Annotated in this window: 23 protein-coding genes; 8 read left to right on the top strand and 15 right to left on the bottom strand. The window is 67.1% G+C overall.

The window, feature by feature from the left end; genetic code table 11:
- Positions 1 to 71: 71 nt before the first annotated feature.
- Positions 72 to 1664, bottom strand: a complete 1593-nt coding sequence (locus ETC07_RS06810; RefSeq protein WP_136247753.1) for a solute:sodium symporter family transporter — start codon at positions 1662 to 1664, stop codon at positions 72 to 74.
- A gap of 257 nt (positions 1665 to 1921) precedes the next feature.
- Between ETC07_RS06810 and ETC07_RS06805 the strand changes: the two genes are divergently transcribed.
- On the top strand, positions 1922 to 2470 hold the full coding sequence (locus tag ETC07_RS06805) for a DUF924 family protein (protein ID WP_136247752.1): 549 nt from the start codon (positions 1922 to 1924) through the stop codon (positions 2468 to 2470).
- Positions 2471 to 2533: 63 nt separating this feature from the next.
- Positions 2534 to 2776: a GlsB/YeaQ/YmgE family stress response membrane protein gene (locus ETC07_RS06800; RefSeq protein WP_136247751.1), complete on the top strand. Its 243-nt coding sequence runs from the start codon at positions 2534 to 2536 to the stop codon at positions 2774 to 2776.
- Between the two features lie 90 nt (positions 2777 to 2866).
- On the opposite strand, the gene gabT is transcribed toward ETC07_RS06800, so the two are convergent.
- Together gabT and ETC07_RS06790 are read right to left on the bottom strand one after the other, a co-directional pair.
- Positions 2867 to 4156 (bottom strand): 4-aminobutyrate--2-oxoglutarate transaminase, encoded by a 1290-nt coding sequence (gene gabT, locus ETC07_RS06795; protein ID WP_136247750.1) that lies wholly within the window; start codon positions 4154 to 4156, stop codon positions 2867 to 2869.
- A 33-nt stretch (positions 4157 to 4189) separates the two neighbouring features.
- Positions 4190 to 5635 (bottom strand): NAD-dependent succinate-semialdehyde dehydrogenase, encoded by a 1446-nt coding sequence (locus ETC07_RS06790; RefSeq protein ID WP_136247749.1) that lies wholly within the window; start codon positions 5633 to 5635, stop codon positions 4190 to 4192.
- 197 nt (positions 5636 to 5832) lie between these two features.
- On the opposite strand from ETC07_RS06790, the gene ETC07_RS06785 reads away from it, so the two are divergent.
- The 3 genes from ETC07_RS06785 (at position 5833) to ETC07_RS06775 (ending at position 10341) form a co-directional block, all read left to right on the top strand.
- A complete protein-coding gene (locus ETC07_RS06785) occupies positions 5833 to 8292 on the top strand; it encodes a DUF1266 domain-containing protein (protein WP_136247748.1) in 2460 nt (819 codons plus the stop codon).
- Positions 8293 to 8381: 89 nt separating this feature from the next.
- Positions 8382 to 9002: a C40 family peptidase gene (locus ETC07_RS06780; RefSeq protein ID WP_168709180.1), complete on the top strand. Its 621-nt coding sequence runs from the start codon at positions 8382 to 8384 to the stop codon at positions 9000 to 9002.
- A gap of 142 nt (positions 9003 to 9144) precedes the next feature.
- Positions 9145 to 10341, top strand: coding sequence for an MFS transporter (locus ETC07_RS06775; RefSeq protein WP_136247747.1), 1197 nt, complete (start codon positions 9145 to 9147; stop codon positions 10339 to 10341).
- A 2-nt stretch (positions 10342 to 10343) separates the two neighbouring features.
- On the opposite strand, the gene msrA is transcribed toward ETC07_RS06775, so the two are convergent.
- Complete coding sequence (gene msrA, locus ETC07_RS06770; protein WP_240724580.1) at positions 10344 to 11003, bottom strand: peptide-methionine (S)-S-oxide reductase MsrA; 660 nt, start codon at positions 11001 to 11003, stop codon at positions 10344 to 10346.
- A 143-nt stretch (positions 11004 to 11146) separates the two neighbouring features.
- Between msrA and ETC07_RS06765 the strand changes: the two genes are divergently transcribed.
- Both ETC07_RS06765 and ETC07_RS06760 read left to right on the top strand, forming a co-directional pair.
- Positions 11147 to 13378 carry a dihydrolipoyl dehydrogenase family protein gene (locus ETC07_RS06765; protein WP_136247746.1) on the top strand — a complete coding sequence of 744 codons (2232 nt, stop codon included), beginning with the start codon at positions 11147 to 11149 and terminating at the stop codon, positions 13376 to 13378.
- Positions 13378 to 14007 (top strand): CDP-alcohol phosphatidyltransferase family protein, encoded by a 630-nt coding sequence (locus ETC07_RS06760; RefSeq protein ID WP_136247745.1) that lies wholly within the window; start codon positions 13378 to 13380, stop codon positions 14005 to 14007. The genes ETC07_RS06765 and ETC07_RS06760 overlap by 1 nt, the downstream gene beginning before the upstream one ends.
- A gap of 69 nt (positions 14008 to 14076) precedes the next feature.
- Here ETC07_RS06760 and ETC07_RS06755 read toward each other — a convergent pair whose 3' ends face one another.
- Positions 14077 to 14559: an FKBP-type peptidyl-prolyl cis-trans isomerase gene (locus ETC07_RS06755; protein ID WP_136247744.1), complete on the bottom strand. Its 483-nt coding sequence runs from the start codon at positions 14557 to 14559 to the stop codon at positions 14077 to 14079.
- A gap of 207 nt (positions 14560 to 14766) precedes the next feature.
- Between ETC07_RS06755 and ETC07_RS06750 the strand changes: the two genes are divergently transcribed.
- The gene (locus ETC07_RS06750; protein ID WP_136247743.1) at positions 14767 to 15048 is read left to right on the top strand and encodes a hypothetical protein; all 282 of its coding nucleotides are present in this window, start codon (positions 14767 to 14769) and stop codon (positions 15046 to 15048) included.
- Between the two features lie 82 nt (positions 15049 to 15130).
- Here the strand turns inward: ETC07_RS06750 and ETC07_RS06745 are convergent, their stop codons facing one another.
- The 10 genes from ETC07_RS06745 to ETC07_RS06700 all read right to left on the bottom strand — a co-directional run bounded on the left by ETC07_RS06745 (position 15131) and on the right by ETC07_RS06700 (position 24766).
- On the bottom strand, positions 15131 to 15598 hold the full coding sequence (locus ETC07_RS06745; protein WP_136247742.1) for an outer membrane lipoprotein: 468 nt from the start codon (positions 15596 to 15598) through the stop codon (positions 15131 to 15133).
- 263 nt (positions 15599 to 15861) lie between these two features.
- Positions 15862 to 16080 (bottom strand): hypothetical protein, encoded by a 219-nt coding sequence (locus ETC07_RS06740; RefSeq protein WP_136247741.1) that lies wholly within the window; start codon positions 16078 to 16080, stop codon positions 15862 to 15864.
- 441 nt (positions 16081 to 16521) lie between these two features.
- Positions 16522 to 18120 carry an isocitrate lyase gene (locus ETC07_RS06735; RefSeq protein ID WP_136247740.1) on the bottom strand — a complete coding sequence of 533 codons (1599 nt, stop codon included), beginning with the start codon at positions 18118 to 18120 and terminating at the stop codon, positions 16522 to 16524.
- Between the two features lie 358 nt (positions 18121 to 18478).
- Positions 18479 to 18910, bottom strand: a complete 432-nt coding sequence (locus ETC07_RS06730) for a GNAT family N-acetyltransferase (protein WP_136247739.1) — start codon at positions 18908 to 18910, stop codon at positions 18479 to 18481.
- A 4-nt stretch (positions 18911 to 18914) separates the two neighbouring features.
- Entirely contained in the window at positions 18915 to 20123 is a 1209-nt protein-coding gene (locus ETC07_RS06725; RefSeq protein ID WP_136247738.1) for a cupin domain-containing protein, read from the bottom strand.
- 308 nt (positions 20124 to 20431) lie between these two features.
- Positions 20432 to 21811, bottom strand: a complete 1380-nt coding sequence (gene purB / locus ETC07_RS06720) for an adenylosuccinate lyase (RefSeq protein ID WP_136247737.1) — start codon at positions 21809 to 21811, stop codon at positions 20432 to 20434.
- 34 nt (positions 21812 to 21845) lie between these two features.
- Complete coding sequence (gene hflD, locus ETC07_RS06715) at positions 21846 to 22487, bottom strand: high frequency lysogenization protein HflD (protein ID WP_136247736.1); 642 nt, start codon at positions 22485 to 22487, stop codon at positions 21846 to 21848.
- A complete protein-coding gene (gene mnmA, locus ETC07_RS06710) occupies positions 22484 to 23614 on the bottom strand; it encodes a tRNA 2-thiouridine(34) synthase MnmA (RefSeq protein WP_136247735.1) in 1131 nt (376 codons plus the stop codon). The genes hflD and mnmA overlap by 4 nt, the downstream gene beginning before the upstream one ends.
- Positions 23615 to 23687: 73 nt before the next feature.
- Complete coding sequence (locus ETC07_RS06705) at positions 23688 to 24137, bottom strand: NUDIX domain-containing protein (protein WP_136247734.1); 450 nt, start codon at positions 24135 to 24137, stop codon at positions 23688 to 23690.
- A complete protein-coding gene (locus ETC07_RS06700) occupies positions 24134 to 24766 on the bottom strand; it encodes a pseudouridine synthase (protein ID WP_136247733.1) in 633 nt (210 codons plus the stop codon). Before ETC07_RS06700 ends, ETC07_RS06705 begins: the two co-directional genes overlap by 4 nt.
- Positions 24767 to 25014: the final 248 nt, after the last annotated feature.

The raw sequence follows: 25014 nt of genomic DNA, 5'->3' as shown, positions 1-25014 counted from the left end.
GTCGGACCCGCCCCGAAAACGACGATGCCCCGCACGGGGCGGGGCATCGAGGGTCGTGGCGAGGGCCGGTGTCAGGCGAAGGCGGCGTAGATGGCGATCACCAGCACCACCAGTGCGATGCCGGCCGGCACCGCGCCCTTCCACGGCGTCAGGTCGACGGCACCGCTGTCCACGTGGACCCAGGCCTCGGCGCGCGGGCGCAGCTTGCCGATCACCAGCATCGTGACCACCAGCAGCGCGAATACCGAGGCGACGAAGTGGAACTCGTGCATCACCTGGGGCAGCTTGTCGAAGGGCGGGATGAAGTAGCCGGCGAAGATCAGCAGGCAGCCACCGACCAGTGCGATCTTGGCGGCCATGGCGGGTACGCGCTTGGTCAGCAGGCCAACCAGCACCACCGCCAGCAGCGGGATGAAGTAGATGGCGTTCATCTTCTGCAGATAGCCGAACAGGCTGTCCTGGCCGGCCAGCAGCGGGGCGATGGTCATGGCGATCAGCGCCATGATCCAGCCGAAGGTCTTGCTGGCGCGCACCACTTGGGCTTCGCTGGCGTCCTTGTTGAGCACGCCCTTGTAGAAACCGAGGCTGAACAGGGTGGTGGTGCTGTTGAGCGCCGAGTTGAACGACGACAGGATGGCGCCGACCATCACCGCGGCGAAGAAGCCGGAGAGGTAAGGCGGCAGCACGTTGAACACCAGGTGACCATAGGCCTCGTCGGCCTGCACGCCCTGATCGGCGTAGAGCTGATAGGCGATGATCCCGGGCAGTACCAGGTAGAGCGGGCCGAGCAGCTTGAACAGGCCGGTCAGCAGCACGCCCTTCTGGCCCTCGGCGAGGTTCTTGGCGGCGAAGGTCCGCTGGATGATCTGCTGATTGGTGGTCCAGTAGAAGACGTTGATCAGCAGCACGCCGGTGAACAGGGTGGCGAAGGGCACCTGCTGGTCCTCGCGGCCCATCGAGTTGAGACGCTCGGGCTGGCTTTCCTTGAGCATCTCCCAGCCGGCCAGCACGCCGTTGCCGTCGCTGACCGCCTGCAGGCCGAAGTAGACGATCACGAAGCCGCCGATCAAAAGGCCGATGCCGTTCAGGGTGTCGGACACCGCGACGGTGCGTAGGCCGCCGAACAGTGCATAGACGGCACCGATCAGCCCCACCAGCCATACGGTCAACCACAGCAGGGTGGTGTCGGACTCGATGCCGGTCAGGCCGTGCAGGTCGAGCATGCCCTGCAGGCCCATGGCGCCGGAGTAGAGGATGATCGGCAACAGGATCACCGCGTAGGCGAGCAGGAAGATCACGTTGGCGATGCGCTGGGTGCCCTTGTCGAAGCGGATCTCCAGCAGCTGGGGAATCGTGGCGATGCCGCTTCTCAGGAAACGCGGCAGGAAGAACAGCGCCAGCATCACCAGGGCGATGACCGCCACCACTTCCCAAGCCATCACGCTCAAGCCATCGGCGAAGGCGGCGCCATTGAGGCCGACCATCTGCTCGGTGGAGAGGTTGGTCATCAACAGCGAACCGGCGATCAACGGGAAGGTCAGGTTGCGCCCGGCCAGGAACAGGCCTTCGGTGCTGTGGTGATCGTCGCGGCGGGTGATCCGCCAGGTCACGAAGGCCACCAGTCCTGTGAAGAACAGGAAGGAAGCGAGGGTCAGGGCGTGCATATCGGAAAAATCCTTAATGTCTGGCGCGCATTTAGGGGGAGCGCCGCGTCAGGAAGACATTTTGTTGCTAACTTTACGACGTTATCGAGGCAGTCTAGGGGACTGCCTTGCCTGTTCCATACGCCTTTCGTCTAGGGTTATGACATCGGGGTCGTAAGTAAGAAGGCAGCGTTGCCGAGAGACTGCATCGTGCTGCTATGCTGGAGGCAGTGGCGAGGGGCCGATGGGGCCTCACCTGGCAAGGAGGCAATGATACCATGGTCGATTCGGGAGGCCGACGAGTGCTCGAGTTCTGGTTCGAGGCGTTGCGTCCCGCCCAGTGGTTCCGCCGCGACACGGCCCTCGACGATGAGATTCGCCACCGCTTCGGCGACACGCTCGAGGCCGCCCGTCGCGGCGAGCTAGCGGCCTGGCGGCATAGCCCGCGTGGGCGGCTCGCGGAGGTGATCGTGCTGGACCAGTTCTCGCGCCATATCCACCGCGATAGCGCCACGGCCTTCGCCGCCGATGCACAGGCGCTCACCTTGGCCCAGGAGGCGGTGAGTGACGGAGACGACGCGGTACTGCGCGATGCCGAGCGCGCCTTCCTCTATATGCCCTACATGCACAGCGAGAGGCTGGCCGTCCATGACGAGGCGTTGCGGTTGTTCGGCCAGCCCGGTCTCGAGGCAAGCCTGCCCCACGAACGGCGGCACCGGGAGATCATCCGCCGCTTCGGGCGCTATCCTCATCGCAACGCCGTCCTGGGGCGTGAATCGAGCGCCGAGGAACTGGCTTTCCTACGGCAGCCGGGGTCGTCGTTCTGATGCCCCGGTGAGTGAGACCCGTACCATCGGTAATGGCTTTATCACCAGCAAGGAGAATGCAGCATGGGACTGATCGCTTGGTTGATCATCGGCGGACTGGCAGGCTGGATCGCCGGCAACATCATGCGCGGCGGGGGATTCGGCATCCTCGGTAACATCGGCGTGGGCGTCGTCGGCGCGGTGCTCGGCGGCTTCCTGTTCAGCTTGCTGGGGCTGTCGTCGGGCGGCTTCATCGGCTCGCTGGTCACGGCCACGGTGGGGGCGGTGGTCCTGCTGTGGGTGATCGCCAAGGTTAAGACCGGCTAGCCGCCATCGCGGCAGCCGTCAGAGGAAACGCAAAGAACACCGCCCGGCCATTTGGCCGGGCGGTGTCGTTGGGGGCGTTGCGAACCGGGATCAGGCGGTGGTGGCTGGGCTGCCGAGCACGGCCTTGAGGTTCTGCTCGACGATATCCAGGCCTTCGGTCAGCACCTCGTCCTCGATGGTGACCGGCATCAAGAAACGGATGGTGTTGCCGAACATGCCGCAAGACAACAGGATCAGACCCTGTTCCCGGGCGCGTTTGCACAGGGCGGCGGCGAGCTCGGGAGACGGCTGGCCATCCTTGTCGTTGAGCTCGAAGGCGGCCATGGCACCGAGATGACGTGGGTGCACCACGGCCTCGAAGTCGCCGGCCCATTGGGCGAAACGCTGGCCCAGCTTGTCGCCGAGCGCCTGGCTCTTGGCCAGGATGTCTTCTTCCTCGAACACTTCGAGCACCGCCAGAGTGGCGGCGCAGGAGAGCGGGCTGCCGGAGTAGGTGCCACCCAGCGAGTTGGCGCAGGAAGCGTCCATGTGCTCGGCGGTGCCGACCACGGCGGAGATCGGCATGCCGGCGGCCATGCTCTTGGCCATGGTCATCAGGTCCGGCTTCACGCCGCTGTGCTCGATGGCGAACAGCTTGCCTGTACGGCCGAAACCCGACTGAACCTCGTCGACGATCATCAGGATACCGTGCTCGTCACAGATCTCGCGGATCTTCTCGAGGAAGCTCTGAGGGGCGGGGTAGAAGCCGCCTTCGCCGAGTACCGGCTCGAGCACGATGGCGGCGGTGTCACTGGGGTTAGCGTCGGTCTTGAGCACCATCTTGAGGCGACGCACCGCTTCTTCCTCGCTGATGCCGTGCTCGTCCACCGGGTAGCCGGCGCGGAACACGCAGCCCGGCATGGTGCCGAAGTCGTTGGCGTAGGGGGCGACCTTGCCGTTCATCGCCATGGTCATGAAGGTTCGGCCGTGGTAGCCACCATCGAAGCAGATGACGTTGTTGCGACCGGTAGCCGCGCGGGCGATCTTGACGGCGTTTTCCAGGGCCTCGGCGCCGGAGTTGGCGAGCATCACCTTGGCCTCGCCGCGCACCGGGGTGACATGGCTGAGCTTCTCGGCCACCTTCACGTAGCCCTCATAGGGCATCACGGTCTGACAGGTGTGCATGACGCGGTCGAGCTGATCCTTGACCGCCTCGACTACCTTGGGATGGCGATGACCGATATTGAGCACGCCGATGCCGCCGGCGAAGTCGATGATGCGGTTGCCGTCGGCGTCCCAGATCAGGGCGTTCTCGGCGCGGTCGGCGAACTGGGTGGCCGGGCTCGCGGCGCCGCTGGCGACATAGCGTTGCTTGAGCTCGTTGAGCTGTGCGTTGTTCATGGAGACGACTCCTGTTGAGAGAGCGGTAGGGCCTCAGAGCCCGCCGATACAGACGTATTTTAGTTCAGTGTATTCGTCCAGGCCGTGATGCGAACCCTCGCGACCGAGGCCGGATTCCTTGACCCCGCCGAAGGGCGCGAGCTCGGTAGACAGCATGCCTTCGTTGACGGCCACCATGCCGTATTCCAGGCCTTCCATGACGCGCCAGATGCGTTGGTAGTCGCGGGCATAGAAGTAGGCCGCCAGGCCGAATTCGGTGGCGTTGGCCATGGCCAACGCCTGCTCATCGCTGGAGAAGCGGAACACCGGGGCCAGCGGCCCGAAGGTTTCCTCGCTCGCGACACGCATCTCGTCGGTGACATCGGCGATGACCGTCGGCTCGAAGAAGGTGCCGCCGAGGGCATGAGCCGCACCACCGCAGATCAGTCGTCCGCCTTTGTCGAGGGCATCGCGGATATGGGATTCGACCTTGTCCACCGCGCCCCGGTTGATCAAAGGCCCCTGGACCACGCCGTCTTCGAGGCCGTTGCCGACCTTGAGCTCGGCCACCCGAGCGGCGAGCTTGTCGAGGAAAGCATCGAAGACGCCGTCCTGAACCAGCAGGCGGTTGGTACACACGCAGGTCTGGCCGGAGTTGCGGAACTTCGAGGCGATCGCGCCTTCCACCGCGGCGTCGAGGTCGGCATCATCGAAGACGATGAAGGGGGCGTTGCCGCCGAGCTCCATGGAGGCCTTCTTGACGGTGCCGGCGCACTGGGCCAATAGGCGCTTGCCTACCGGCGTGGAACCGGTGAAGGAGACCTTGCGCACCCGCGGGTCGGTGGTCAGCACCTCGCCGATCTCGGCGGGTTGCTTGGCGGTCACCACGTTGAGCACACCGGCGGGGAAACCGACTTCCTCGGCGAGCTTGGCCAACGCCAGGGCGGTCAACGGGGTGGCCTCGGCGGGCTTGATCACCACCGGGCAGCCGGCGGCCAGCGCCGGGGCGCACTTGCGGGTGATCATCGCCAGCGGGAAGTTCCAGGGGGTGATGGCGGCGACGACACCGATCGGCTCGCGGAACACCAGGATGCGCTTGTCGGCGCCGTGGCCGGGCAGCGTCTCGCCGGCCATGCGCTTGGCCTGTTCGGCGTAGAATTCGATGAAGCTCGCGCCATAGGCCACCTCGCCGCGAGACTCGGTCAGCGGCTTGCCCTGTTCCAGGGTCATCAGCCGCGCCAGGCTCTCCTGGTGGGTCATGATGGCATCGAACCAGCGGCGCAGCAGGGTGGCTCGCTGTTTGGCGGTCTGCTGGCGCCAGGCAGGCCAGGTCGCCTCGGCGGCCGCCACGGCCTCGCGAGCATCATCGGCGTCGAGGTCCGGCACCTCGGCCAGAGTCTCGCCGGTGGCGGGATCGGTCACGGCGAAGCGGCGCTCGGCATCGCGCCATTGGCCGGCTATGTAGGCCTTGTCGATCAACAGGCTGGTCTCGACGGTCATGGGGGTCCTCGCTCACTCGGTCATCATGATTGACGAGTGTGCATTATTTAAAACACTCGGCCAAGTCTCCGTCGCTGACTTTTTTCGGGGCACGTGGAGCATCGGCGTCGGCAGCGCTTTCCGTTACACTGTGTCGCCGTATTTACCGCGGCGCTTCGGCGCCGTTCCGAACGTTTGCTTGTGTGGCGAGGTGTGCCTTGGTCGATCCCCTGAATGCCTGGTGGGCCCAGCAGCTGGTGCTGTGTGATTGGGCCTTCGCTCCCGACCCCTTGACGCTGGAAGCCGAGGTGGCGGTGGCCCGCCTGGAAGGGTTGGGAGTCGTCGACCGGGGCGAGCTGGGCTGGCGCCTGTTAGAGGCGTTCGGCGCCGGTGAGGCCGATCCTGCCCGATTGCTTGCCGCACTCGAGCTGACGGCGCTGGCGGGTGCCGCCGGCTGGCTGAGCGATCGCCGGGCCAGGGCCTGGGCACGGCGGATCGCCGAGGAAGCCGGGGCGCACCATGATGATCTGGATGCCTGGTTGAGCGCCTTGCGTCAGGCACGCAGCGCCCAGGGCTGGATGCATGGCGATGATGGCTTCAGTGAGGCCTGCGAGGCCCTGGCCGCCCTCGAGCATCAGGGCGAAGGGGTCACCTGGGAGCTGTTGCGCGAGTGGCTCGCGACCCAGCGTTCGACGCATGAGCTATGGCCCGACGATGCGGCCGACCGGGTATGGCGGCTGCGTGCCGCCTTCAGCCCGGTGCTCGAGCCTCAGGCCGCACCCCTCGATTGGCAGGGGCTTGAGGCGTGGCTGGTCGAGGCCTGGCGGGTCCAGGGGCGTGATGAGCTGATTCAGGTGCTGCTGTGGCTGGGCGCCCAGGGGGATCGCCAGGCCTGGGACCTGGATGCCAGTCACCTGCTGGCGGCGACGAGCGAGCAGCGTCGCGCCTGGTGGGAAGGGCTGGCTCCCCACGATCAACCGGCGGGCCGTGTGCTACTGGCGTTCGTGGAGAGTGGCGAACCCCTGGAGTGGGCCGCCTGGGACTGGCTGCGCATGATCGACCTGGCCTGGGCGGGGCTCTGCCTGGGCTGGCTCGATGACGACGAGGCGCGCCACTTCGCGCTGCACGGGGCCGACCTGGTCCTGCATCGTTACAGCGACTGGGTGGCGTTGGCCCGAGCCTATCAGCGCGGTCGCAGCCTGTTCGAGGCACGCGATCTGCGCGGTAACGTCGCCGCCGACTGGGTGTTGTTGCTGCACTCGCCGGTCAGCCCTTGGCGCACGTCGTTGTCGGGGCTCGTCGACGAGTCGCGGCTGGAGGCCTCGCGTCAGGCCGTGCGGGCCTGGCGCCGCGATCCGCGTCACTGGATACTGGCGCTGGCCGCGGTGCGCGAGCCGGAGCTGGCGCTGCGTCAGGGCGTGGCGCCGGCGCTGCCGGAGTCGCGTCAACAGGATGCCCGCCGCTATCTCGCCGAGACCCTCGACCTGCATGCCGACGAAGGTCCCGAGGCCCTGGCGCGTTACTGGCTGCCGGCCCAGGCGCATCACCTCAACCAGCTGGCGGCGGATGCCGCCCATGCCGCGACGGCCCCGGCGCTGACGCCATTCGGCCGGGCGGGAGTCGAGGAGCTGGCCGCCCGGGATGCCCTCGGGAAGGCCAGCCGCCACGCGGCGACGATCCACATGGCCGAGAAATACGCCTTTCATCTCCAGATGGCCATGGACAGCGGGCTCTTCGATGCCGCACGGCTGGCCGAGCTGGCGGCTTCCCTGCACGGCTCGTTGAGCCGCTTCTATACCAGCCCGCGACGCCTGCTCGCGGCCTGGGAGCAGTGGGAAGGGCTGCTGCCCGAGCCCGACCAGCCGTCGCTGGTCGCCGAGATCCGCTGGCATCAGGAGGATCCGGGGAGCCTCTTCCGCTGGCTCGACGGGCGCGGCGGTGAATGGCGAGAGCCGGGCCCGCGGCCGAGCCTGTCGCACTTCACGGCCATGGCGCTGGTCGGGCCGCTTAACAGCCCCGCCTGGAGCCTGCCCCAGCCGGAGAGTGAGCGTGAATGCGATTCGATTCGCGAGTGGGTCGACGGTCATTATGGCCTGCATACGGCGGGCGAGCTCGCCGAGTTCGTGGATTACCTGCTGGAGGCCGGGGATCGTCAGGAATACCAGATCAACTATGCCCCCTATACCCTCAACCAGGGCCGGTTGGCCTCGGAGATCGTCACTCTCGAGTCCGACGAGTGCAGCGAGGAGGAGCGCAACCACCTGTTGCGCCTGATCCGGGTGCGGGACGGGCAGGACGGGTGTAACGAGCTCGACATGACCGCCTGGGACCTGTCCCAGGCGGTGGACCTGGCGATCGCCGGCCGTCAGCTCGGCTGGCTCGCCGAAGCCGACTTCCTCGCCTTCCTGACGCGAGCCCATGGCCTGGCCGCGCTGCACTACGGCGGCTGGGAAGAATATGCCCGGGGACTGCTCGCCGGTTTCTCGTTCTTCATGGGCGAGACACCCGAGCGTGAGGCCTTCCTGGGTGGCTTCCGCGAGGCCCTGGTGAGCTGGTTGTCCGCGGCGCCGCCGCTGGCCGGGGCCTGGGCGAGCCTCGATTTCCCCGGCGCCCGCCCGCGTCACTGGGCGCCGATGCACGTGGATACTCTGCCGGGCGACGGCCGACAGCTGCATTAAATCGTCACGCTGGTTATGATGCATGCCAGCCGACCCGGATCGGCGTGATGATCATCCACCAAACGCAAGGATCGGGAGAGGGGACAGGGATGTCGACGTGGAGTCGTACTGCCGTCACAGGCGTGGCACTGTTGCTGCTGACCGGTTGTGCCACCGGTGGAGGATCGCAGGCGCCGGAAGACGACTATTTCGCCCGCGACCTGCCGGAGATGCCCGGCGGGGCGAAGATGTCGCCGGTCGACAACCCGGCCCTCGAGATGCGCGGCCTGCACCACCCACCGCCGGCTCAGGTACGCCAGGCGCTGCTCGCCGAACACGAGCGCTGGCTGGGCACGCCCTACCGGCTGGGCGGCGAGACTCGCCGCGGCGTCGACTGTTCCGCGCTGGTGCAGCGTGTCTTCGCCGAGGCTTTCGACCTGAACCTGCCGCGCACCACCACCCAGCAGGTCCATGAAGGCAAGTCGGTACCCCGTGAGGCCCTGCGACCGGGGGATCTGGTGTTCTTCCAGCCTCCGGGCTACTACCAGCATGTCGGCATCTATGTGGGGCAGGGGCGCTTCCTGCATGCCTCGACCTCGCGCGGCGTCAAGCTGTCCTCGCTCGACAACCGGTACTGGCGGAACTACTACTGGCAGGCGCGCCGCCCGCTGGAGGCGGTGCAGCTGGCCCAGCGTCTCGACGATCTCGGCTTCGATCGCGGCGAGGGGTGAGGCCTCGCCAGCGCGCTGAACCAGGACGCAGGCCCGTAGGGTCGGCGGGAGCCCGCGCCATGCGGACGCCCGCCGAGCTCGTGAGCGGGAGGCCGGAGTGCCTGGCATCACTGCCGCATGGGTCGCCCATCCGGAGAACCCCATGATCGTTGCCCATAGCCGCGCCTGGTGGCGCGCGACCCTGGCCCTGTGCCTGGGCTCCTTCCTCGTGTTCAACAACCTCTATGTGGTACAGCCACTGCTGCCGTCGCTGCACCAGGCGCATGGGGTCTCGACGCTGGCCGCCAACCTGACGATGTCGCTGGCCACGCTGTCGCTGGCCGCGTCGCTGCTGGTCTTCGGTCCGTTGTCCGATGCCATCGGCCGCGGCGCGATCATGCGCCTGACGCTGCTGCTGGGAGGAGGGCTGTCCTTGGCGATGGCGGTCACGCCGGGTTTCGAGACGCTGCTGGCGCTGCGCGTGGCGCAAGGCTTCGTGCTGGGTGGGCTGCCGGCGGTGGCGATCGCTTGGATGGGCGACGAGTTCGAGCGTACGGCGATGCTGCCGGCGGTGGGGCTGTATATCGCCGCCAACTCACTGGGCGGCATCTCGGGGCGGGTGATCGGCGGTTGGGCGGCGGAATCGGGCGGGGTGTCGGCGAGCTTCGCCTGGGTCGGTGGGATGACCCTGGTGGGCGTGGCGCTGTTCTGGTGGCTGTTGCCCCCGGCTCGCGGTTTCACGGCGCGACGCTTCCGGCTGGGCCAGGCCCTCGGTGATTTGGTCGGCCACCTCAGGAAGCCGTCGCTGCGTGGTGCCTATCTGCTGGGTGGGCTCAACTTCCTGGTGTTCATCAACCTCTACAGCTACCTGACCTTCCGGTTGGCGGCGGAGCCTTTCTCGCTGGATAGTCGTTGGCTGGGGCTGCTGTTCCTGACCTACCTGGGTGGCACCCTGGGTTCCTCGTTGTCGGGGCGCCTGGCGCGTCGTGCCTCGCCGCCGGCCTGCATGGCACTGGGCACGCTGCTGCTGGCGGTGGGCATGGCGCTGACCCTAGTGCCGTCGCTGCCGGTCATCCTGGGCGGACTCACCCTGGCCGCCTTCGGCTTCTTCCTGGCCCACTCCATGGCCTCCGGCTGGGTGGGGCGCCAAGCCGGGCGTGCGCGGGGCAGCGCCTCGGCGCTGTATCTGGTGTTCTACTATCTGGGCGCCAGCCTCGGCGGCCTGTGGCTCGAGCCCTTCTGGCGCGTGGCGGGCTGGCCGGGGGCGCTGTTGGGTGGCGCCCTGATGCTGCTCGTCACGCTGACGCTGGCCTGGCGGTTGCTGTTGGGCGAACGTCGCCGCATGGCCGCCGAGGCGTAGGCTCAGGGCATGGTGTGGGCGCTGGCCTCGTCGCCCCAGACCTCTTCCAGCCGGTCTTTACGCCCACAGGCCGACTTGTAGAAGTTGTAGCGAACCGAGTTCTTCTGATAGTAGTCCTGATGATAGGTTTCGGCGGCGTAGAAGGGCGTGTCGTCGAGGATCTCGATGCCGATCTCGCGGTCGAAACGTTCGGCCATGGCGTCGCGGGTCGTCTCGGCCTGGGCGCGTTGCTCGGCGTTCTTCGGGAAGAGGGCGCTCTGGTAGGGGCGACCCTGGTCGCAGAACTGGCGATTCACGGCGAAGGGGTCGATGTTGCGCCAGAACACGTAGAGCAGCGTGCGGTAGTCGACCACCTCGGGATCGTAGTCCACCTTCACCACTTCGATATGCTCGGTATCGCCACTCGATACCTCATCGTAGCTAGGGTCTTCTAGCTGGCCGCCGGAGAAGCCCGAGGTCGTCGCGACCACGCCCTCGACCTTGTCGTAGGCCTGTTCCACACACCAGAAGCAGCCGCCGCCGAAGATGGCGCTGGCGGTGCTCGGGGCGTCGTTTGCGGTTTCACCGCGGCTCTGCCCATCGGCGGCCCCGACGGGAGCGGCGAACGCGGCGGCCAGCAGAAGGGGCAGGGCAGGCAAGCGAATCATGGTGTTGAATGTCATGATGGGTGGGCCTCGTCCAGGGAAACATGGGGAATAGTCGCGCATGATCGATCTTCCTTACATGCGGTGGACCGTCAATGTAAGGAAACGTGCATGTCGCCGACTCACCCGACGAGACTTCACCATGGAACAGGGAGACCGATTTGACCAAACGACGCCTGCTATTGCTGTGCCTCATCGCCATCGCCGTCGGGGGCTTTTTTCTTTCCGGGGCCGATCAGCTGCTGACCCTGGAGACCCTCAAGGCCGAGCAGGTGCGTTTCCAGGCCTGGCTCGCCGATGACCCCCTGACCGTGGTCGGGGGCTTCTTCGCCCTCTACGTGGCCATGGCCGCGCTGTCGCTGCCCGGTGCCGCGCTATTGACGCTGCTCGGTGGGGCGCTCTTCGGTTTCGGCTGGGGGCTGGTGCTGATCTCGTTTGCCAGCGGCCTGGGCGCGACCCTGGCCGCGCTGATCGCGCGTACCCTGGCACGTGCGCCGCTGGAGCGACGTTTCGCGTCCCAGCTGGAACGGGTCAACGCGGGCATCCGTCGCGAGGGGGCCTTCTATCTCTTCACCCTGCGATTGATTCCGCTGTTTCCTTTCTTCGTCATCAACCTGGTGATGGGCCTCACGCGGATGCGGCTTTTGACCTTCTATTGGGTCAGCCAGCTGGGGATGCTGCCGGGCACCGCCGTCTACGTGAATGCCGGTCGGGAATTGGGCGATCTCGAATCGCTAGCGGGCATCCTGTCGCCGGGACTGATCGTCTCCTTCGCGCTGGTCGGGCTCTTTCCCTGGCTGGCCAAGGGCATGGTGGGGCTGGTTAAGCGTCGTCGGCTGGCCCAGCGCTTCACGCGGCCGGCGCGGTTCGACCACGACCTGGTGGTGATCGGCGGCGGCTCGGCCGGGCTGGTCGCCAGCTACATCGCTGCTGCGGTGAAGGCGAAGGTCGCGCTGGTGGAGCGCGACCGATTGGGCGGTGACTGCCTGAACACCGGCTGCGTGCCCTCCAAGGCGTTGATCCGTGCGGCCCGCGCCGCCACCGAGGTCCGTCGGGCGCCGCGTTATGGCGTCGAGGCTGGTGAGCCGGCGGTCGACTTCGCCGCCGTGATGGCACACGTGCGTGGGGCGATCCGTGAGGTCGAACCCCACGATAGCCGTGAGCGCTACGAGGGGCTTGGCGTTGAGGTCGTCGCGGGTGAGGCGCGGCTCGACGATCCCTGGCGGATTCGCGTGCGTGAGAGCGCAGACGGCACCGCAGAGGCGGCGAGCGAAAGGGTGATCACGGCGCGCCAGGTGATCATCGCTAGTGGTGCTTCGCCCTGGGTGCCGCCGTTGCCGGGCATCGAGTCCATCGAGGTGTTGACCTCGGACAACCTCTGGCAGCTGGAAACATTGCCCGAGCGGCTGCTGGTGCTGGGCGGTGGCCCCATCGGCTGTGAGCTGGGCCAGAGCTTTGCGCGGCTGGGCAGCCGGGTGTCGCTGGTGGAGATGGGCGGCCAGCTGCTGCCCCGCGAAGACCAGGAGGCCGCCGCCGAGGTCGAGATGCGACTGCGCGACGAGGGGATCGAGTTGTGCCTCAATTCGCGGGCACTGCGGGTCGTGACACAGGACGGTGGCCATGCCCTGGAGGTCGAGAGCGGGGAGAGTGTCACCACGCTGCCCTTCGATCGGCTGCTGGTGGCGGTCGGCCGACGCGCCAATGTGGCCGGCATGGGGCTTGAGGAGCTGGGCGTCGAAACCGGCCCCGGCGGCACCCTGGCGGTGGACGAGACGCTGCGCTCGGTGTTGCCCAATGTGTGGGCCTGTGGCGATGTGGCGGGCCCCTTCCAGCTGACCCATGCCGCCGCCCACCAGGCCTGGTACGCCACGGTCAACGCTCTGTTCGGCGAGCTGCGGCGCTTCCGGGTTGGCTACCGGGCGTTGCCGGCGGTGACCTTCACCGATCCGGAGGTGGCCAGGGTCGGCCTCAACGAACGTGAGGCCGCCGAACGGGGCATCGCCGTCGAGGTCACTCGCTATTCGCTCGCCGAGCTGGACCGGGCCATCGCCGATGGCCAGCGTGAAGGCTTCGTCAAGGTGCTGACCGTGCCGGGCCGCGACCGTCTGCTGGGCGCCACCCTGGTCGGCGCGGGGGCGGGCGAGATGCTGGCCGAGTTCACCCTGGCCATGACCCATGGCATCGGCCTGAACAAGCTGTTGGGCACCGTGCATCCCTATCCGACCCGCAGCGAGGCGGTGAAGGCCACCGCCGGTGTCTGGAAGAACGCCCACAAGCCCGAGCGGCTGTTGGGCTGGCTCGCACGTTACTTCGCCTGGCGGCGCGGCGAGGGGCGCGCGCCGGATCGGCGGTCTGCCAGCCAGGACATGACCGACAAGGAGGAAGGGCGCTGATGCTCGACCGTTGGAGCATGCCGCTGACCCAGCGGCCCTTGAAGTGGCTGGCCCAGGGGCTTGCGAAGGCCGGCGTACGGCCGGATCAGGTGACCGTAGCGGCCTTCCTGGCCGGCATGCTGGCGTTGCCGTTGCTGGCCGTGGAGGCCTATGGTACCGCCCTGGTGGCGATCCTGCTCAACCGCCTGGGCGATGGGCTGGATGGAGCCCTGGCGCGGTTGACCGGCAGGGCCAGCGACGCCGGGGGCTTTCTCGACATCGGTCTGGATTTCGTCTTCTATGCCGCCGTGGTGCTGGGCTTCGCGCTGGCCGATCCGGCGGCCAACGCCCTGGTCGCGAGCCTTTTGCTATTCGCCTTCATCGGCACGGCGACCTCGTTTCTGGCCTTCGCGATCATGGCCGCCCGCCACGCCCTCGATCGGCCCCACTTTCCGCGCAAGGCCTTCTATTACCTGAACGGCCTGACCGAGGGCACCGAGACGGTGCTGGCGCTGGTGGCCTTCTGCCTGTGGCCGGCACACTTCCCGCTGCTGGCGGGAATCTTCGCGGCGGCCTGCCTGATCACCACCGCGACCCGGCTGGCGGGCGGCTATCTGACCCTGAAGTCGCTGCCGCCAGGCGTGGGGTGAGTGGCGACACCGGCGCATAAAAAAGGGGCAGCCAATGGCTGCCCCGCGACGTCCGTTGAGGTGCCGAGCTTAGTGCTCCTGCTCACCTTCGCCGTGGACGTGGCCGTGTTCGACTTCTTCTTCGCTGGCTTCGCGGACTTCGGCGATCTCGACGTCGAAGTTCAGGGTCTGGCCGGCCAGCGGGTGGTTGCCGTCGACAGTGACGGTGTCGCCTTCCACCTGGGTCACGGTGACCATCAGCGGGCCGCCTTCGGTCTGCGCCTGGAACTGCATGCCGGCTTCGATGCTCTCGACACCCTGGAAGGCATCGCGCGGCACTTCCTGGACCAGCTGCGGCTGGACTTCGCCGTAGCCTTCTTCCGGAGTGACCTTGGCCTGGAGCTTCTCGCCAGCCGCGCGGCCTTCCATTTCCTTCTCGAGGCCCGGGATGATGTTGCCGGAGCCGTGGAGATACGTCAGCGGCTCGCGGCCTTCCGAGCTGTCCAGCACTTCACCTGAATCGTTGGTCAGGGTGTAGTGGAAGGCGACAACGGCATTCTGCGCGATTTGCATGGATGAACCTATAGGTGAGTGCATGTAAAAGCGCATGGTAACGTGGCATCCCCGGGACTGTCAGTGCCACACCGAGAATTTTCCACTTGTCCAGTATGATCTTGAGCGCTATTCACGCCGCGTTCCGTGGTTGCGTGGCCCCCAAGGCGGGGATACCCTTGCTGCGACATTTTCTTCCCGTCCCTTCGTTCTCTGCAGGAGACCCTCATGACCGTGACCGTCGTCTGGCTGATCGCCTTTGCCGTGCTCCTCTTCCTGTGCCTGAGCCGCTGGGAGGCCTCCGTCAGCGCTGGACTCGACAAACTGCTGCCGTCCGTGCTGCGCAGCGAGGATGACCGCTGGGTCTGGAGCCCGGCCATCGCCGTGCTGGGCGCCACGGCCATCGTGCGCCCGGTGGACCTGCTGCTGACCCTGATCCTCATCGCGTTGATCGCCTTCGTCGGCGGCAAGCTGGTGTGCTGGGGAATGCGCAAAGCCCGCTTCCACTGAGGCCGTATGACGGCGATCGAAAAGGCCCGCGGCGCATGCCGCGGGCCTTTTCGTGTCGTTTTCACGAGGCTTGGTGCGTGGCTCAGTAAGGCGCCACGCTGGCGTTGCTGCCGCTACCGATCAGGCGTACTTTCTGGCCGACCTGGAAGGGCTGGTCGGCCTTCTGTACCACGACGACGGTCTGGCCGGTCTGTTTGCGGATCTCGAGCTCCCAAGCATCCGTCCGGTTGGCGCCATCCTCGACCTTCTTGCCGGCCACGCTGCCGCCGATGGCGCCGGCCGCGGTGGCCAGGGTCCGGCCAGAGCCGCCGCCGATCTGGTTGCCCAGCAGGCCGCCGATGATGGCACCGCCGATGCCTCCCAACGCGCCGCTGTTCTGATCGCTGGCCTGGATCTGCACCCGCCGCATGGCGGTGATGGTCCCCACGCTCACGTTCTGGGTGACCTTGGCCTGATCGCCGGTATAGACGTTGCCCGAATAGGGAGAGGTGTTGGCGCAGCCCGCCAGGCTCAGTACGCCGAGGGCGATGATGGGGAGAAAGCGCTTCATGAATGAGCTCCTTGCAAGTCGGATGAGTGACGCCGATGGCATCTCGCTGGGTAGCGTTGCTGTCGTAGGGCATGGCGCAGCGCAGCGTACTCGCCCTAGTCCTGGCCTATAGCCTGCCTGTAGACGCAGGGTTTGACCAGCGGATGGTCAGTAAGTGCGCCGGAAGATGGCATGAGCCGGTGCGCGAGGCGGAGCATGAGCAGGCCCATCCCGGCGAGCGGGATGGGCCCTGGTGCATCATGGTGTATTAGTGGGAAGGCGGGTCATTCCTCTTCGAGTCGTAGCGTATCGCCGGTCAGCACCTCATCCCAGGCATCGTCGAGGGAGTAGCCCGACCGGCTGTCGATGGTGTCGAGCACCTCGACGGCATGTTGCAGGGATTCCCGGTTGCCCTTCAGGGCCAGCACCAGCTTGGCGAGTTCCTGCTTGCTGAAGGTGCCGGCGATGCGTTCGGCCTGGTGGCTCAGTTCGATGCAGTTCATGTCTCACACCTCGTAGCATGGCTATCGTCGATGGTGGCAAGGGGCGTTTGCTACTCATGTCGGGCCGGGTAAGCGCCCGGTGCTGCCGTTGCGAAGTGGTCACAAGCGTGGAAGACCATCGTTTAAGGCGCCTGGGTCATCGATAAATGCGCCTCGTTGGTAGCTCGGTGCAGGATGCTGGGTCGGGGTAGCGACGGGCCGTCCTGCGCCATGACTTGACTATGGTGCAGGACGGTGGGCTCGACCATTCCTCCTTAGGGGCAGGCGGCGTTGTAACTCGACTACATCAGGCGGGTAACGTCTGCGATGTTGTCGTTATCCTTCATGGAGGCTCGGTCGCCGCTGGTCGGTTTGTCGGCCGATGCAAGCACCGCCAGGCGTGGGGCAGCAACAAGAAGGGGAGGCCGATAGGCCTCCCCGGGGTCGCGATGCGGCCTGCGTTCAGCCGAACTGGTTCATGGTGTTGTCCTTGCCGCCGGCCTTGAGCGCCGCCTCGCCATGGAAGAACTCCTTGTGATCGTCGCCAATGTTGGAGCCGGCCATGTCCTGGTGCTTGACGGTGGCGATGCCCTCGCGGATTTCCTTGCGCTGCACGCCCGCCACATAGGCCAGCATGCCCTCGTCGCCGAAGTAGCCGCGGGCCAGGTTGTCCGTGGACAGGGCCGCGGTGTGGTAGGTCGGCAGGGTGATCAGGTGGTGGAAGATACCGGCTTCACGGGCGCCGTCGCGCTGGAAGTTGCGGGTCCACTCGTCGGCCTGTCGCCCAAGCTCGGTCTCGTCGTACTTGGCGTTCATCAGGTCGGCGCGCTCGTAGGCGGAGACGTCCTTGCCCTCCTGCTCCCAGGCATCGAACACTTGTTGACGGAAGTTCAGGGTCCAGTTGAACGAAGGCGAGTTGTTGTAGACCAGTTTGGCGTCCGGGCAGGCCTCGCGGATGCGGTTGACCATGCCGGCGATCTGGCCGACGTGGGGCTTCTCGGTCTCGATCCACAAGAGGTCGGCGCCGTTCTGCAGGCTAGTGATGCAGTCCAGCACCACGCGGTCCTCGCCGGTGTTCGGCTTGAACTGGTAGAGGCCGGAGGCCAGGCGCTTGACCTTGACCAGCTTGCCGCCTTGCTTGATGACCACGTCGCCGTTGGCGATGTCGTCCGCCGAGGCGATCTCGTCGCCGTCGAGGAAGGCGTTGTACTGGTCACCCAGGTCGCCTGGCGCATGGGAGACGGCGATCTTCTGGGACAGGCCGGCGCCCAGGGAGTCGGTGCGGGCGACGATCACGCCGTCCTCGACGCCGAGTTCCAGGAAGGCATAGCGCACGGCGTTGATCTTGGCGATGAAGTCCTCGTGGGGCACGGTGACCTTGCCGGCCTGGTGGCCGCACTGCTTCTCGTCGGAGACCTGGTTCTCGAGCTGCAGGCAGCAGGCGCCGGCTTCGATCATCTTCTTGGCCAACAGGTAGGTGGCCTCGGCGTTGCCGAAGCCGGCGTCGATGTCGGCGATGATCGGCACCACATGGGTCTCGTGGTGGTCGATCGCCTCCTCGAGCTCGGCCGCGCGGGCCTCGTCGCCGGCCTGGCGGGCCGTATCGAGGTCGCGGAACAGGGGGTTGAGCTCCCAGCTGTCGGCCTGGCGCAGGAAGGTGTAGAGCTCTTCGATCAGCGCCGGCACGCTGGTCTTCTCGTGCATCGACTGGTCGGGCAGGGGGCCGAACTCGGAGCGCAGCGCGGCGATCATCCAGCCGGAGAGGTACAGGTAGCGCCCCTGGGTGTGGCCGAAGTGCTTCTTGATGGAAATCATCTTCTGCTGGCCGATGAAGCCATGCCAGCAGCCAAGCGACTGGGTGTAGCGGGTGGCGTCGCCGTCGTAGGCCGCCATGTCCTCGCGCATGATGCGAGCCGTGTAGCGGGCGATGTCCAGGCCGGTCTGGAAGCGGTTCTGGATGCGCAGCCGGGCGGCATGCTCGGGGGTGATGTTGTCCCACTTGCCGCGCTGGCTTTCGCGCAGTTGGGTCAGGGTCTTGTATTGATCTTGAAGCGTTGCCATGGAGCCATCCTCTCTGCCTGCAGGAGAAGGTCGCCTGGTCTCGTCTCGGCATACCGCTACCGACCCGCTCGACGAAGCCTCTACGGCGACCGTGAAATCTTCTCGGATTCTTCCGCGCCCCTAGAGTTATCGCGAGGGGAACCCGTCGAGGGAGGAGCCGTTCCGGCGATGACGCACAGCGTCGCTCGATGCCGGGCGGGCCTCGCTCGCCTTGGCATTCACTATGGGCCGCCATGACACGGCTCAACCATTGTTCCTTGGGGGCAGGCAGGGTTGTAGCCCGACGACAGAGCGGGAATGAGAGGGGGATTCTTGTCGTCGGGCTACCGAGGGCCGGCAATGATGTGCGGCGAGGGGGTCAGTCGTCGAGAGGCAAGACCATGTGGCGATGCGGGATGCCGGCGTCCATGAAGATCTCGCCGTGGGCCTCGAAGCCCAGTCGTTCGTAGAAGGCCAGGGCATGGGTCTGCGCGGCGAGCTCCGTGGTGGCGAGTCCTTGCCGGCGAGCGCTGGCGATCGCCGCCTCCATCAGTGCCAGGCCGATACCCAGGCCACGGGCCTCGGCCAGCACGGCGACGCGGCCGATATGGCCGTCGGGCAGCAGCCGGGCGGTGCCCAGGGCGTGGCCGTCGGCCAGCGCCAGGAAATGCAGGCACTCGGGGTCGCGGCCGTCCCACTCCTCGTCTCCGGGGACCTCCTGCTCCTCGATGAAGACGACGCGGCGGATCTCGCCGGCCGCCTCGCCGAGGGCGACCCAGTCGCCCTCGCGGATCTCGATGCTGTCAGTCATGCGTTTACTCCTCCGTCCTCACGTTGCATTCTTCTTCGTGGTTGCTCCACCAGGCGAGGCTGCCGGCGTCGAGCAGGTGGGTCAGCACGCGTGGGGCCTCGTCATGCTTCAGCAGTTCGGCATCCACGGGGGCATCGCCGGCCAGGGCGCGGGCCAGCGCGATCGGGCACTCGACGCCGTCGCCGTCGACGAACAGCGTGGCCCGATCGCCCTCCAGTGCCCGCCAGGCGAAGCGTGAGCCGGGGCTGCGCTCGAGCATCTCGCCGTCCTGTAGTGCGGTGACAAGGTCGTCGGGGGCGGTGGGCGTCTCGCTGGCCACCAGCTGGTCGACGTACTTGGGCTGGGTCATGACTCGTCCGAACCACTGGGCCAGCTGGGTCGGGTCGTCCAGGCTCTCGAGGATCAGCGCACGCATCCGCGCGAGCGCCGCATCGTCGAGTTCGGCGGGGTCGTTGGGCGGTGCCATGCCGGCATCGCCGTAGCGGCGCGTGGCGGGTAGCTGTTCACCGATGTAGTCGGCGTATGAGGTCACGGCTTCGTCCGCCGAGGGCGCGCGGAAGCCCACCGAGAAGGTCATGCAGTCGTCGGATTGGCTGGGGCCGTGATGCGCCCAACCCGGCGGCAGGTAGAGCATGTCGCCGGGTTCGAGGACCCAGTCGCTGTCGGCCTCGACCTCGAAACGCTCGAGGATGCGCAGGTCGATGCCGTCGACGATGGGGGCGTCGTCGGGCACCTGGCCGCCGATCTGCCAGCGGCGCTGGCCGCTGGCTTGAAGCAGGAAGACATCGTACTGGTCGACGTGGGGGCCGACGCTGCCGCCGGGCGGCGCATAGCTGACCATGATGTCGTCGAGCCGCCAGCGGGGCAGGAAGTCGAAGGTCTCGAGCAGCTCGGCGACCTCGGGCACGTAGTGATCCACGGCCTGGACCAGCAGGGTCCAGTCGCGCTCGGGCAGGCGGGCGAAGGTGGTCTCATCGAAGGGACCATGGCTGACCTGCCAGGGGCCGTCGGGACCGTTCTCCTCGACCAGCCGGGCCTCGATGTTCTCCTCGCAGGCGAGTCCCGCCAGCTCGTCGGGATCGAGCGGGCTCTCGATGTCGGGGAAGGCGCCACGAATCAGCAGTGGACGGCGCTGCCAGTGGTCGCGCAGGAAGTCGGTGGCGGTGAGGCCGCCGAGCAGGGTGAGGGGTTCGTCTCGGGACTGTCGTGACATGGGGCTCGCGCTCGCGAAGGGGGTGAAACGGCGACAGGCGCCGCATGGCGCCTGTCGGGATACTAGCATGTGGGGCCGGCTGACGAGGGGCGCCGGGAGCAAGCCTAAGAGAGGCGCCCACGCCATGGGTGGTGCGCACGGCGCCGAACGGGCTGGCCATGGATGGCCAGCACAGGCCCGGCAAGCGCGAGAGCGCCGCGGGGCATCGGGAGCCGACAAGGACGTATTCACGGCGTCTTCTCGCAGGCTCGTCGCCGGAGTCGCCCCGGGCCGGCGTCCATCCTTGCCGGCCCGCTGCATGGCCTGGCTTACAGCTGGCGCGCCTGGGCCTCGGCGTTGCCGATGTAGTTGGCCGGGGTCAGCTGCTTCAACTCTTCCTTGACGGTCTCTGGCAGCTCCAGCGTGTCGATGAAGGCGGCGAAGCCGGCCTGGTCGATGCGCTTGCCGCGGGTCAGCTCCTTGAGCTTCTCGTAGGGCTTCTCGATGCCGTAGCGGCGCATCACGGTCTGGATCGGCTCGGCCAGCACTTCCCAGCTGTTGTCGAGATCCTCGGCCAGGCGCGCCGGGTTGGCCTCGAGCTTGCCGATGCCCTTCAGCGAGGCCTGGTAGGCCACCAGCGCATAGGCCATGCCGACGCCCAGGTTGCGCAGCACGGTGGAATCGGTCAGGTCGCGCTGCCAGCGGGAGATCGGCAGCTTCTCGGCCAGATGGCCCAGCACGGCATTGGAGAGCCCCAGGTTGCCTTCGGAGTTCTCGAAGTCGATCGGGTTGACCTTGTGCGGCATGGTCGAGGAGCCGATCTCGCCGGCCACGGTCCTCTGCTTGAAGTAGCCCTGCGAGATGTAGCCCCAGACGTCGCGATCGAAGTCGATCAGCACGGTATTGAAGCGGCAGATGGCATCGAACAGCTCGGCGATGTAGTCGTGCGGCTCGATCTGGGTGGTATAGGGGTTGAAGGTCAGCCCCAGACCCTCGACGAAGGTGCGGGCATTGGCTTGCCAGTCGACCTCCGGGTAGGTCGTCAGGTGGGCGTTGTAGTTGCCCACGGCACCGTTGATCTTGCCGAACAGTTCCACGCCCTCGATCTGCTTGAGCTGGCGGCGCAGCCGGTAGGCGACGTTGGCCATTTCCTTGCCGAGGGTGGTGGGGGTGGCGGTCTGGCCGTGGGTACGCGACAGCATCGGCTGGGCGGCGTGTTCCTCGGCCAGGCGGGCGATCTCGTCGGCGATGTGGTGCATCACCGGCAGCAGGGCATCCAGGCCGCCACGCAGCATCAGCGCGTGGGACAGGTTGTTGATGTCCTCGCTGGTGCAGGCGAAGTGCACGAACTCGGTGATGGCGTGCAGCTCCGGGGTCTCGGCGATGCGCTCCTTGATGAAGTACTCGACCGCCTTGACGTCATGGTTGGTGGTGCGCTCGATCTCCTTGATGCGCTCGGCATCCGCCACGCAGAAGCCGCGGACCAGGCCGTCCAGCGCCGCGGTGGCCCCGGCGGAGAGCGGCGGCACCTCGGTGATCTGCGGCTGATCGGCGAGGCGTTGGAGCCAACGCGCCTCGACGATGACCCGGGCACGGATCAGGCCGAACTCGCTGAAATGCTCGCGCAGGGCTTCGGCCTTGCTGCCGTAGCGGCCATCGACGGGAGAAAGGGCGGTGAGGGCGGTCAAGGGTAGTGACTGGGGCTGCATGGTCGCGTTCCGGGTAGGCGTAGGTGGAGGAAAGTCAGTTCAGCTCGTCCAGGGCCTTCTTCAGGCTGCCGCGCTGGAACATCAGCTTCCAGCGTCGGCCGCCCTGCTGGTGCCACAGCAGCGCGAAGCGAATGCCGGTCAACAGGCAGGCGCGAACGCGCTCGGGCATCATGCGGCTCTGCAGCAGCGAGGGATCGCCCTGGACGACGATCCGGTTCTTGAAGGTGGAGATGGTGTCCTGATAGACCTCGCCGAGGCTGGCGATGACGTTCTCGTGGGTCGCGCCGAAGTGCTCGGCCTGGCCCTGGACGCGGCTCAGCCGGGCCCCCAGGGTATCCATCATGTCGGCGTCGTTGCGCAGCTTGCTCATCAGCATCAGCAGCGAGAAGCCATAGCGCATCACCACCGGGTTGGCCTGGCGACGGCCGAGCATGCCCTCGAGGGTCTCGATGCCGAGCCGCAGGTTGTTGGGATGGCCGCCGTAGATCGCCTCGAAGCTGGCCGGGTCGGTATCCAGGGTGGCGTGGATCAGGGTGCCCCAGGCGCGCTCGTCGACCTGGCCGCTGCGGGCCAGCTCGTCGACCTGGCTGGCGGCCTGGAAGACCCCGGCCAGGGCCAGGGCCTGACGCGCGGTGGACGAGTCCGGGGCCCGGTGAATGGGCGTGGTGCCGTTCATCGCGCGGGCTCCTCGTGGTTCCAGATGGCCTTGATGACGCCGCCGCCGAGGCAGATGTCGCCGTCGTAGAGCACCAGTGACTGGCCGGGGGTCACGGCGCGCTGGGGGTCGTCGAAGCGTACCTGCACGCCGCCGTCCTCGCGGGTCTCGAAGCGGCAGGCGACGTCTTCCTGGCGGTAGCGGGTCTTGGCGGTGAGGCGGCCCGTGACGGCCGGTGGCTCGCCGGCGACCCAGTCCATGGCCTCGGTGGCCAGGCTGTCGGTGTAGAGCAGCGGGTGGTGCTTGCCCTGCACGGCCACCAGCACGTTGCGCTCGAGGTCCTTTTCGGCCACGAACCAGGGAGCGTCGGAGTAGTGGGCGAGCCCGCCGATGCCGAGCCCCTGGCGTTGGCCGAGGGTGTAGTACATCAGCCCCATGTGCTCGCCGATGACGTCGCCGTCGGGGGTCTCGATGGTGCCGGGCTGGGCGGGCAGGTACTGCTTGAGGAAGTCGCGGAAGCGCCGCTCGCCGATGAAGCAGATGCCGGTGGAGTCCTTCTTCTTCGCGGTCACCAGGTCGTGACGCTCGGCCAGGGCGCGAACCTCGGGCTTCTCGAGCTCGCCCACCGGGAACAGGGTGCGGGCGATGGCGGCCTCGGGCACCGCATGCAGGAAGTAGCTCTGGTCCTTGTTGGCGTCGAGCCCCTTGAGCAGCCGCGGGCGCTGGTCGCCATCGAGATCGCCGGATGCCTGGCCGCCACGCACGTAGTGGCCGGTGGCGATGCGCTCGGCGCCGAGCATCTCGGCGTATTCGAGGAACACCTTGAACTTGATCTCGCGGTTGCAGAGGATGTCCGGATTCGGCGTGCGCCCGGCCTGGTATTCGGCCAGGAAGTGCTCGAAGACGTTATCCCAGTATTCGGCGGCGAAGTTGGCGGTGTGCAACGGGATGCGGAGCTTGGCACAGACGGCCTCGGCGTCCGCCAGGTCTTCCTTGGCGGTGCAGTATTCGGTGCCGTCGTCCTCGTCCCAGTTCTTCATGAACAGGCCCTCGACCTCATAGCCCTGTTCGAGCAGGAGCAGGGCGGAGACGGAGGAGTCGACGCCGCCGGACATGCCGACGATCACCTTGCCTTGAGTGGCTGTCATGACGCTCTCGGATTGGGTGGTCACAAATGGGGCATGATTATACCTGATTCGGGCTCGAAGCTCGAAGCGCGAGCTAGCGCTCGTGAATCACGTCCATGGGATAGAAGCGCCCGGCCAGGGTGTCGTGCACACGGCGCATCACCAGTGGGCTGCGTAGTCGGCCTTCTCGCTCCAGGGCCTCGAGTTCTTCCAGCGCCAGCCAGTGAGTGGCGAGTATCGCCGGGTCGAGTGCGTGGCCCAGGCGTGCCAGCGCCATGCCGTAGAAGCCGTGGCTGTGGAAGGTCTTGCCGTCCGGCGCCTGGAAGACGTAGAGCCCCAGGTAGTCGCTGAGGCCGACCTGCCAGGCGGTTTCCTCGCGTAGCTCGCGCAGGGCGGCGTCCTGGATGCGTTCGCCCGGCTCGAGGTGCCCGGCCGGCTGGTTGAAGACGCTGTGCGGGCCACCGCGGTCCTCTTCCACGACCAAGAAGCGGCCGGCACGTTCGACCACCGTCGCCACGCTGACGAAGGGCTGCCAGCGGCTCATCGGCGGGTCCTCCCCTTGGAAGGGCCGGCATTCCGTCGGCCGGCGCCGCGACGCTCCGGCGGTGGCGTGGGGGCATGCAGGGTCTCGCGGCGCCACTCGCCGGGCGCCAGGTCGGCGAGCGTCCAGGGGCCGATCGCCACCCGTACCAGGCGCAGGGTGGGGTGGCCGACGTGGGCGGTCATGCGCCGCACCTGCCGGTTGCGGCCCTCGGAGAGGGTCAGTTCCAGCCAATGGGTGGTCGGGTGGCGCTTCGCATCCAGCGGCGGCTGGCGCTCGGGCAGGCCGGCGTCGGCGAGGCGGCGCACCTTGGCCGGCCGGGTGGGGCCGTCCTTGAGCGTGACGCCTTGGCGCAGGGCGGCCAGTGCGGCGTCGTCTGGCCGGCCCTCGACCTGCACGCGATAGGTCTTGGGCTGCTTGTGGCGCGGGTGGCTGATGCGGTGGATCAGTTCGCCGTCGTCGGACAGCAGCAGCAGGCCCTCGGAGTCGTGATCGAGACGCCCCGCCGGGTAGATGCCGGGGACGTCGAGATAGTCGGCCAGGGTGCGGCGAGGGACGCCTTCGGCGTCGCCTCGGTCGGTGAACTGGGACAGCACCCGGTAGGGCTTGTGGAAGAGATATAAGCGGCTCATGGGGCCATCTTACCGGTCGGCGCACCATGATGGCAGGCCCCGGCTTCGATCGCCGCCATGCGTCGTGGGCGGCGGGCTGGTATACTGCGCGACGCTCGCCGGAGCGCCCTTGTCATTTCCCGGGCCTGGCGTGACTCGCTCCAAGGGATGGCCGATGCCGCGTGGCGGCCGGCCCGTGCCGGGCGGAGGTCACCCGGATTGCCCGTGTTGCCGACATCGACAGAGTGCGTTTCCGATCCGTTTCATGT

This window comes from Halomonas borealis (assembly GCF_004798905.1).
Lineage (GTDB): Bacteria > Pseudomonadota > Gammaproteobacteria > Pseudomonadales > Halomonadaceae > Halomonas > Halomonas borealis.
The sequence above is the reverse complement of the archived record's forward strand: the minus strand, read 5'-3'. Positions and strand labels throughout refer to the sequence as shown.

What these genes read in the sequence shown, in the direction of transcription:
- ETC07_RS06810 (WP_136247753.1), bottom strand. Translation starts at nt 1,664, where the DNA reads ATGCACGCCCTGACCCTCGCTTCCTTCCTGTTCTTCACAGGACTGGTG.
- ETC07_RS06805 (WP_136247752.1), top strand. Translation starts at nt 1,922, where the DNA reads ATGGTCGATTCGGGAGGCCGACGAGTGCTCGAGTTCTGGTTCGAGGCG.
- ETC07_RS06800 (WP_136247751.1), top strand. Translation starts at nt 2,534, where the DNA reads ATGGGACTGATCGCTTGGTTGATCATCGGCGGACTGGCAGGCTGGATC.
- gabT (WP_136247750.1), bottom strand. Translation starts at nt 4,156, where the DNA reads ATGAACAACGCACAGCTCAACGAGCTCAAGCAACGCTATGTCGCCAGC.
- ETC07_RS06790 (WP_136247749.1), bottom strand. Translation starts at nt 5,635, where the DNA reads ATGACCGTCGAGACCAGCCTGTTGATCGACAAGGCCTACATAGCCGGC.
- ETC07_RS06780 (WP_168709180.1), top strand. Translation starts at nt 8,382, where the DNA reads ATGTCGACGTGGAGTCGTACTGCCGTCACAGGCGTGGCACTGTTGCTG.
- ETC07_RS06775 (WP_136247747.1), top strand. Translation starts at nt 9,145, where the DNA reads ATGATCGTTGCCCATAGCCGCGCCTGGTGGCGCGCGACCCTGGCCCTG.
- msrA (WP_240724580.1), bottom strand. Translation starts at nt 11,003, where the DNA reads ATGACATTCAACACCATGATTCGCTTGCCTGCCCTGCCCCTTCTGCTG.
- ETC07_RS06760 (WP_136247745.1), top strand. Translation starts at nt 13,378, where the DNA reads ATGCTCGACCGTTGGAGCATGCCGCTGACCCAGCGGCCCTTGAAGTGG.
- ETC07_RS06755 (WP_136247744.1), bottom strand. Translation starts at nt 14,559, where the DNA reads ATGCAAATCGCGCAGAATGCCGTTGTCGCCTTCCACTACACCCTGACC.
- ETC07_RS06750 (WP_136247743.1), top strand. Translation starts at nt 14,767, where the DNA reads ATGACCGTGACCGTCGTCTGGCTGATCGCCTTTGCCGTGCTCCTCTTC.
- ETC07_RS06745 (WP_136247742.1), bottom strand. Translation starts at nt 15,598, where the DNA reads ATGAAGCGCTTTCTCCCCATCATCGCCCTCGGCGTACTGAGCCTGGCG.
- ETC07_RS06740 (WP_136247741.1), bottom strand. Translation starts at nt 16,080, where the DNA reads ATGAACTGCATCGAACTGAGCCACCAGGCCGAACGCATCGCCGGCACC.
- ETC07_RS06735 (WP_136247740.1), bottom strand. Translation starts at nt 18,120, where the DNA reads ATGGCAACGCTTCAAGATCAATACAAGACCCTGACCCAACTGCGCGAA.
- ETC07_RS06730 (WP_136247739.1), bottom strand. Translation starts at nt 18,910, where the DNA reads ATGACTGACAGCATCGAGATCCGCGAGGGCGACTGGGTCGCCCTCGGC.
- ETC07_RS06725 (WP_136247738.1), bottom strand. Translation starts at nt 20,123, where the DNA reads ATGTCACGACAGTCCCGAGACGAACCCCTCACCCTGCTCGGCGGCCTC.
- purB (WP_136247737.1), bottom strand. Translation starts at nt 21,811, where the DNA reads ATGCAGCCCCAGTCACTACCCTTGACCGCCCTCACCGCCCTTTCTCCC.
- hflD (WP_136247736.1), bottom strand. Translation starts at nt 22,487, where the DNA reads ATGAACGGCACCACGCCCATTCACCGGGCCCCGGACTCGTCCACCGCG.
- mnmA (WP_136247735.1), bottom strand. Translation starts at nt 23,614, where the DNA reads ATGACAGCCACTCAAGGCAAGGTGATCGTCGGCATGTCCGGCGGCGTC.
- ETC07_RS06705 (WP_136247734.1), bottom strand. Translation starts at nt 24,137, where the DNA reads ATGAGCCGCTGGCAGCCCTTCGTCAGCGTGGCGACGGTGGTCGAACGT.
- ETC07_RS06700 (WP_136247733.1), bottom strand. Translation starts at nt 24,766, where the DNA reads ATGAGCCGCTTATATCTCTTCCACAAGCCCTACCGGGTGCTGTCCCAG.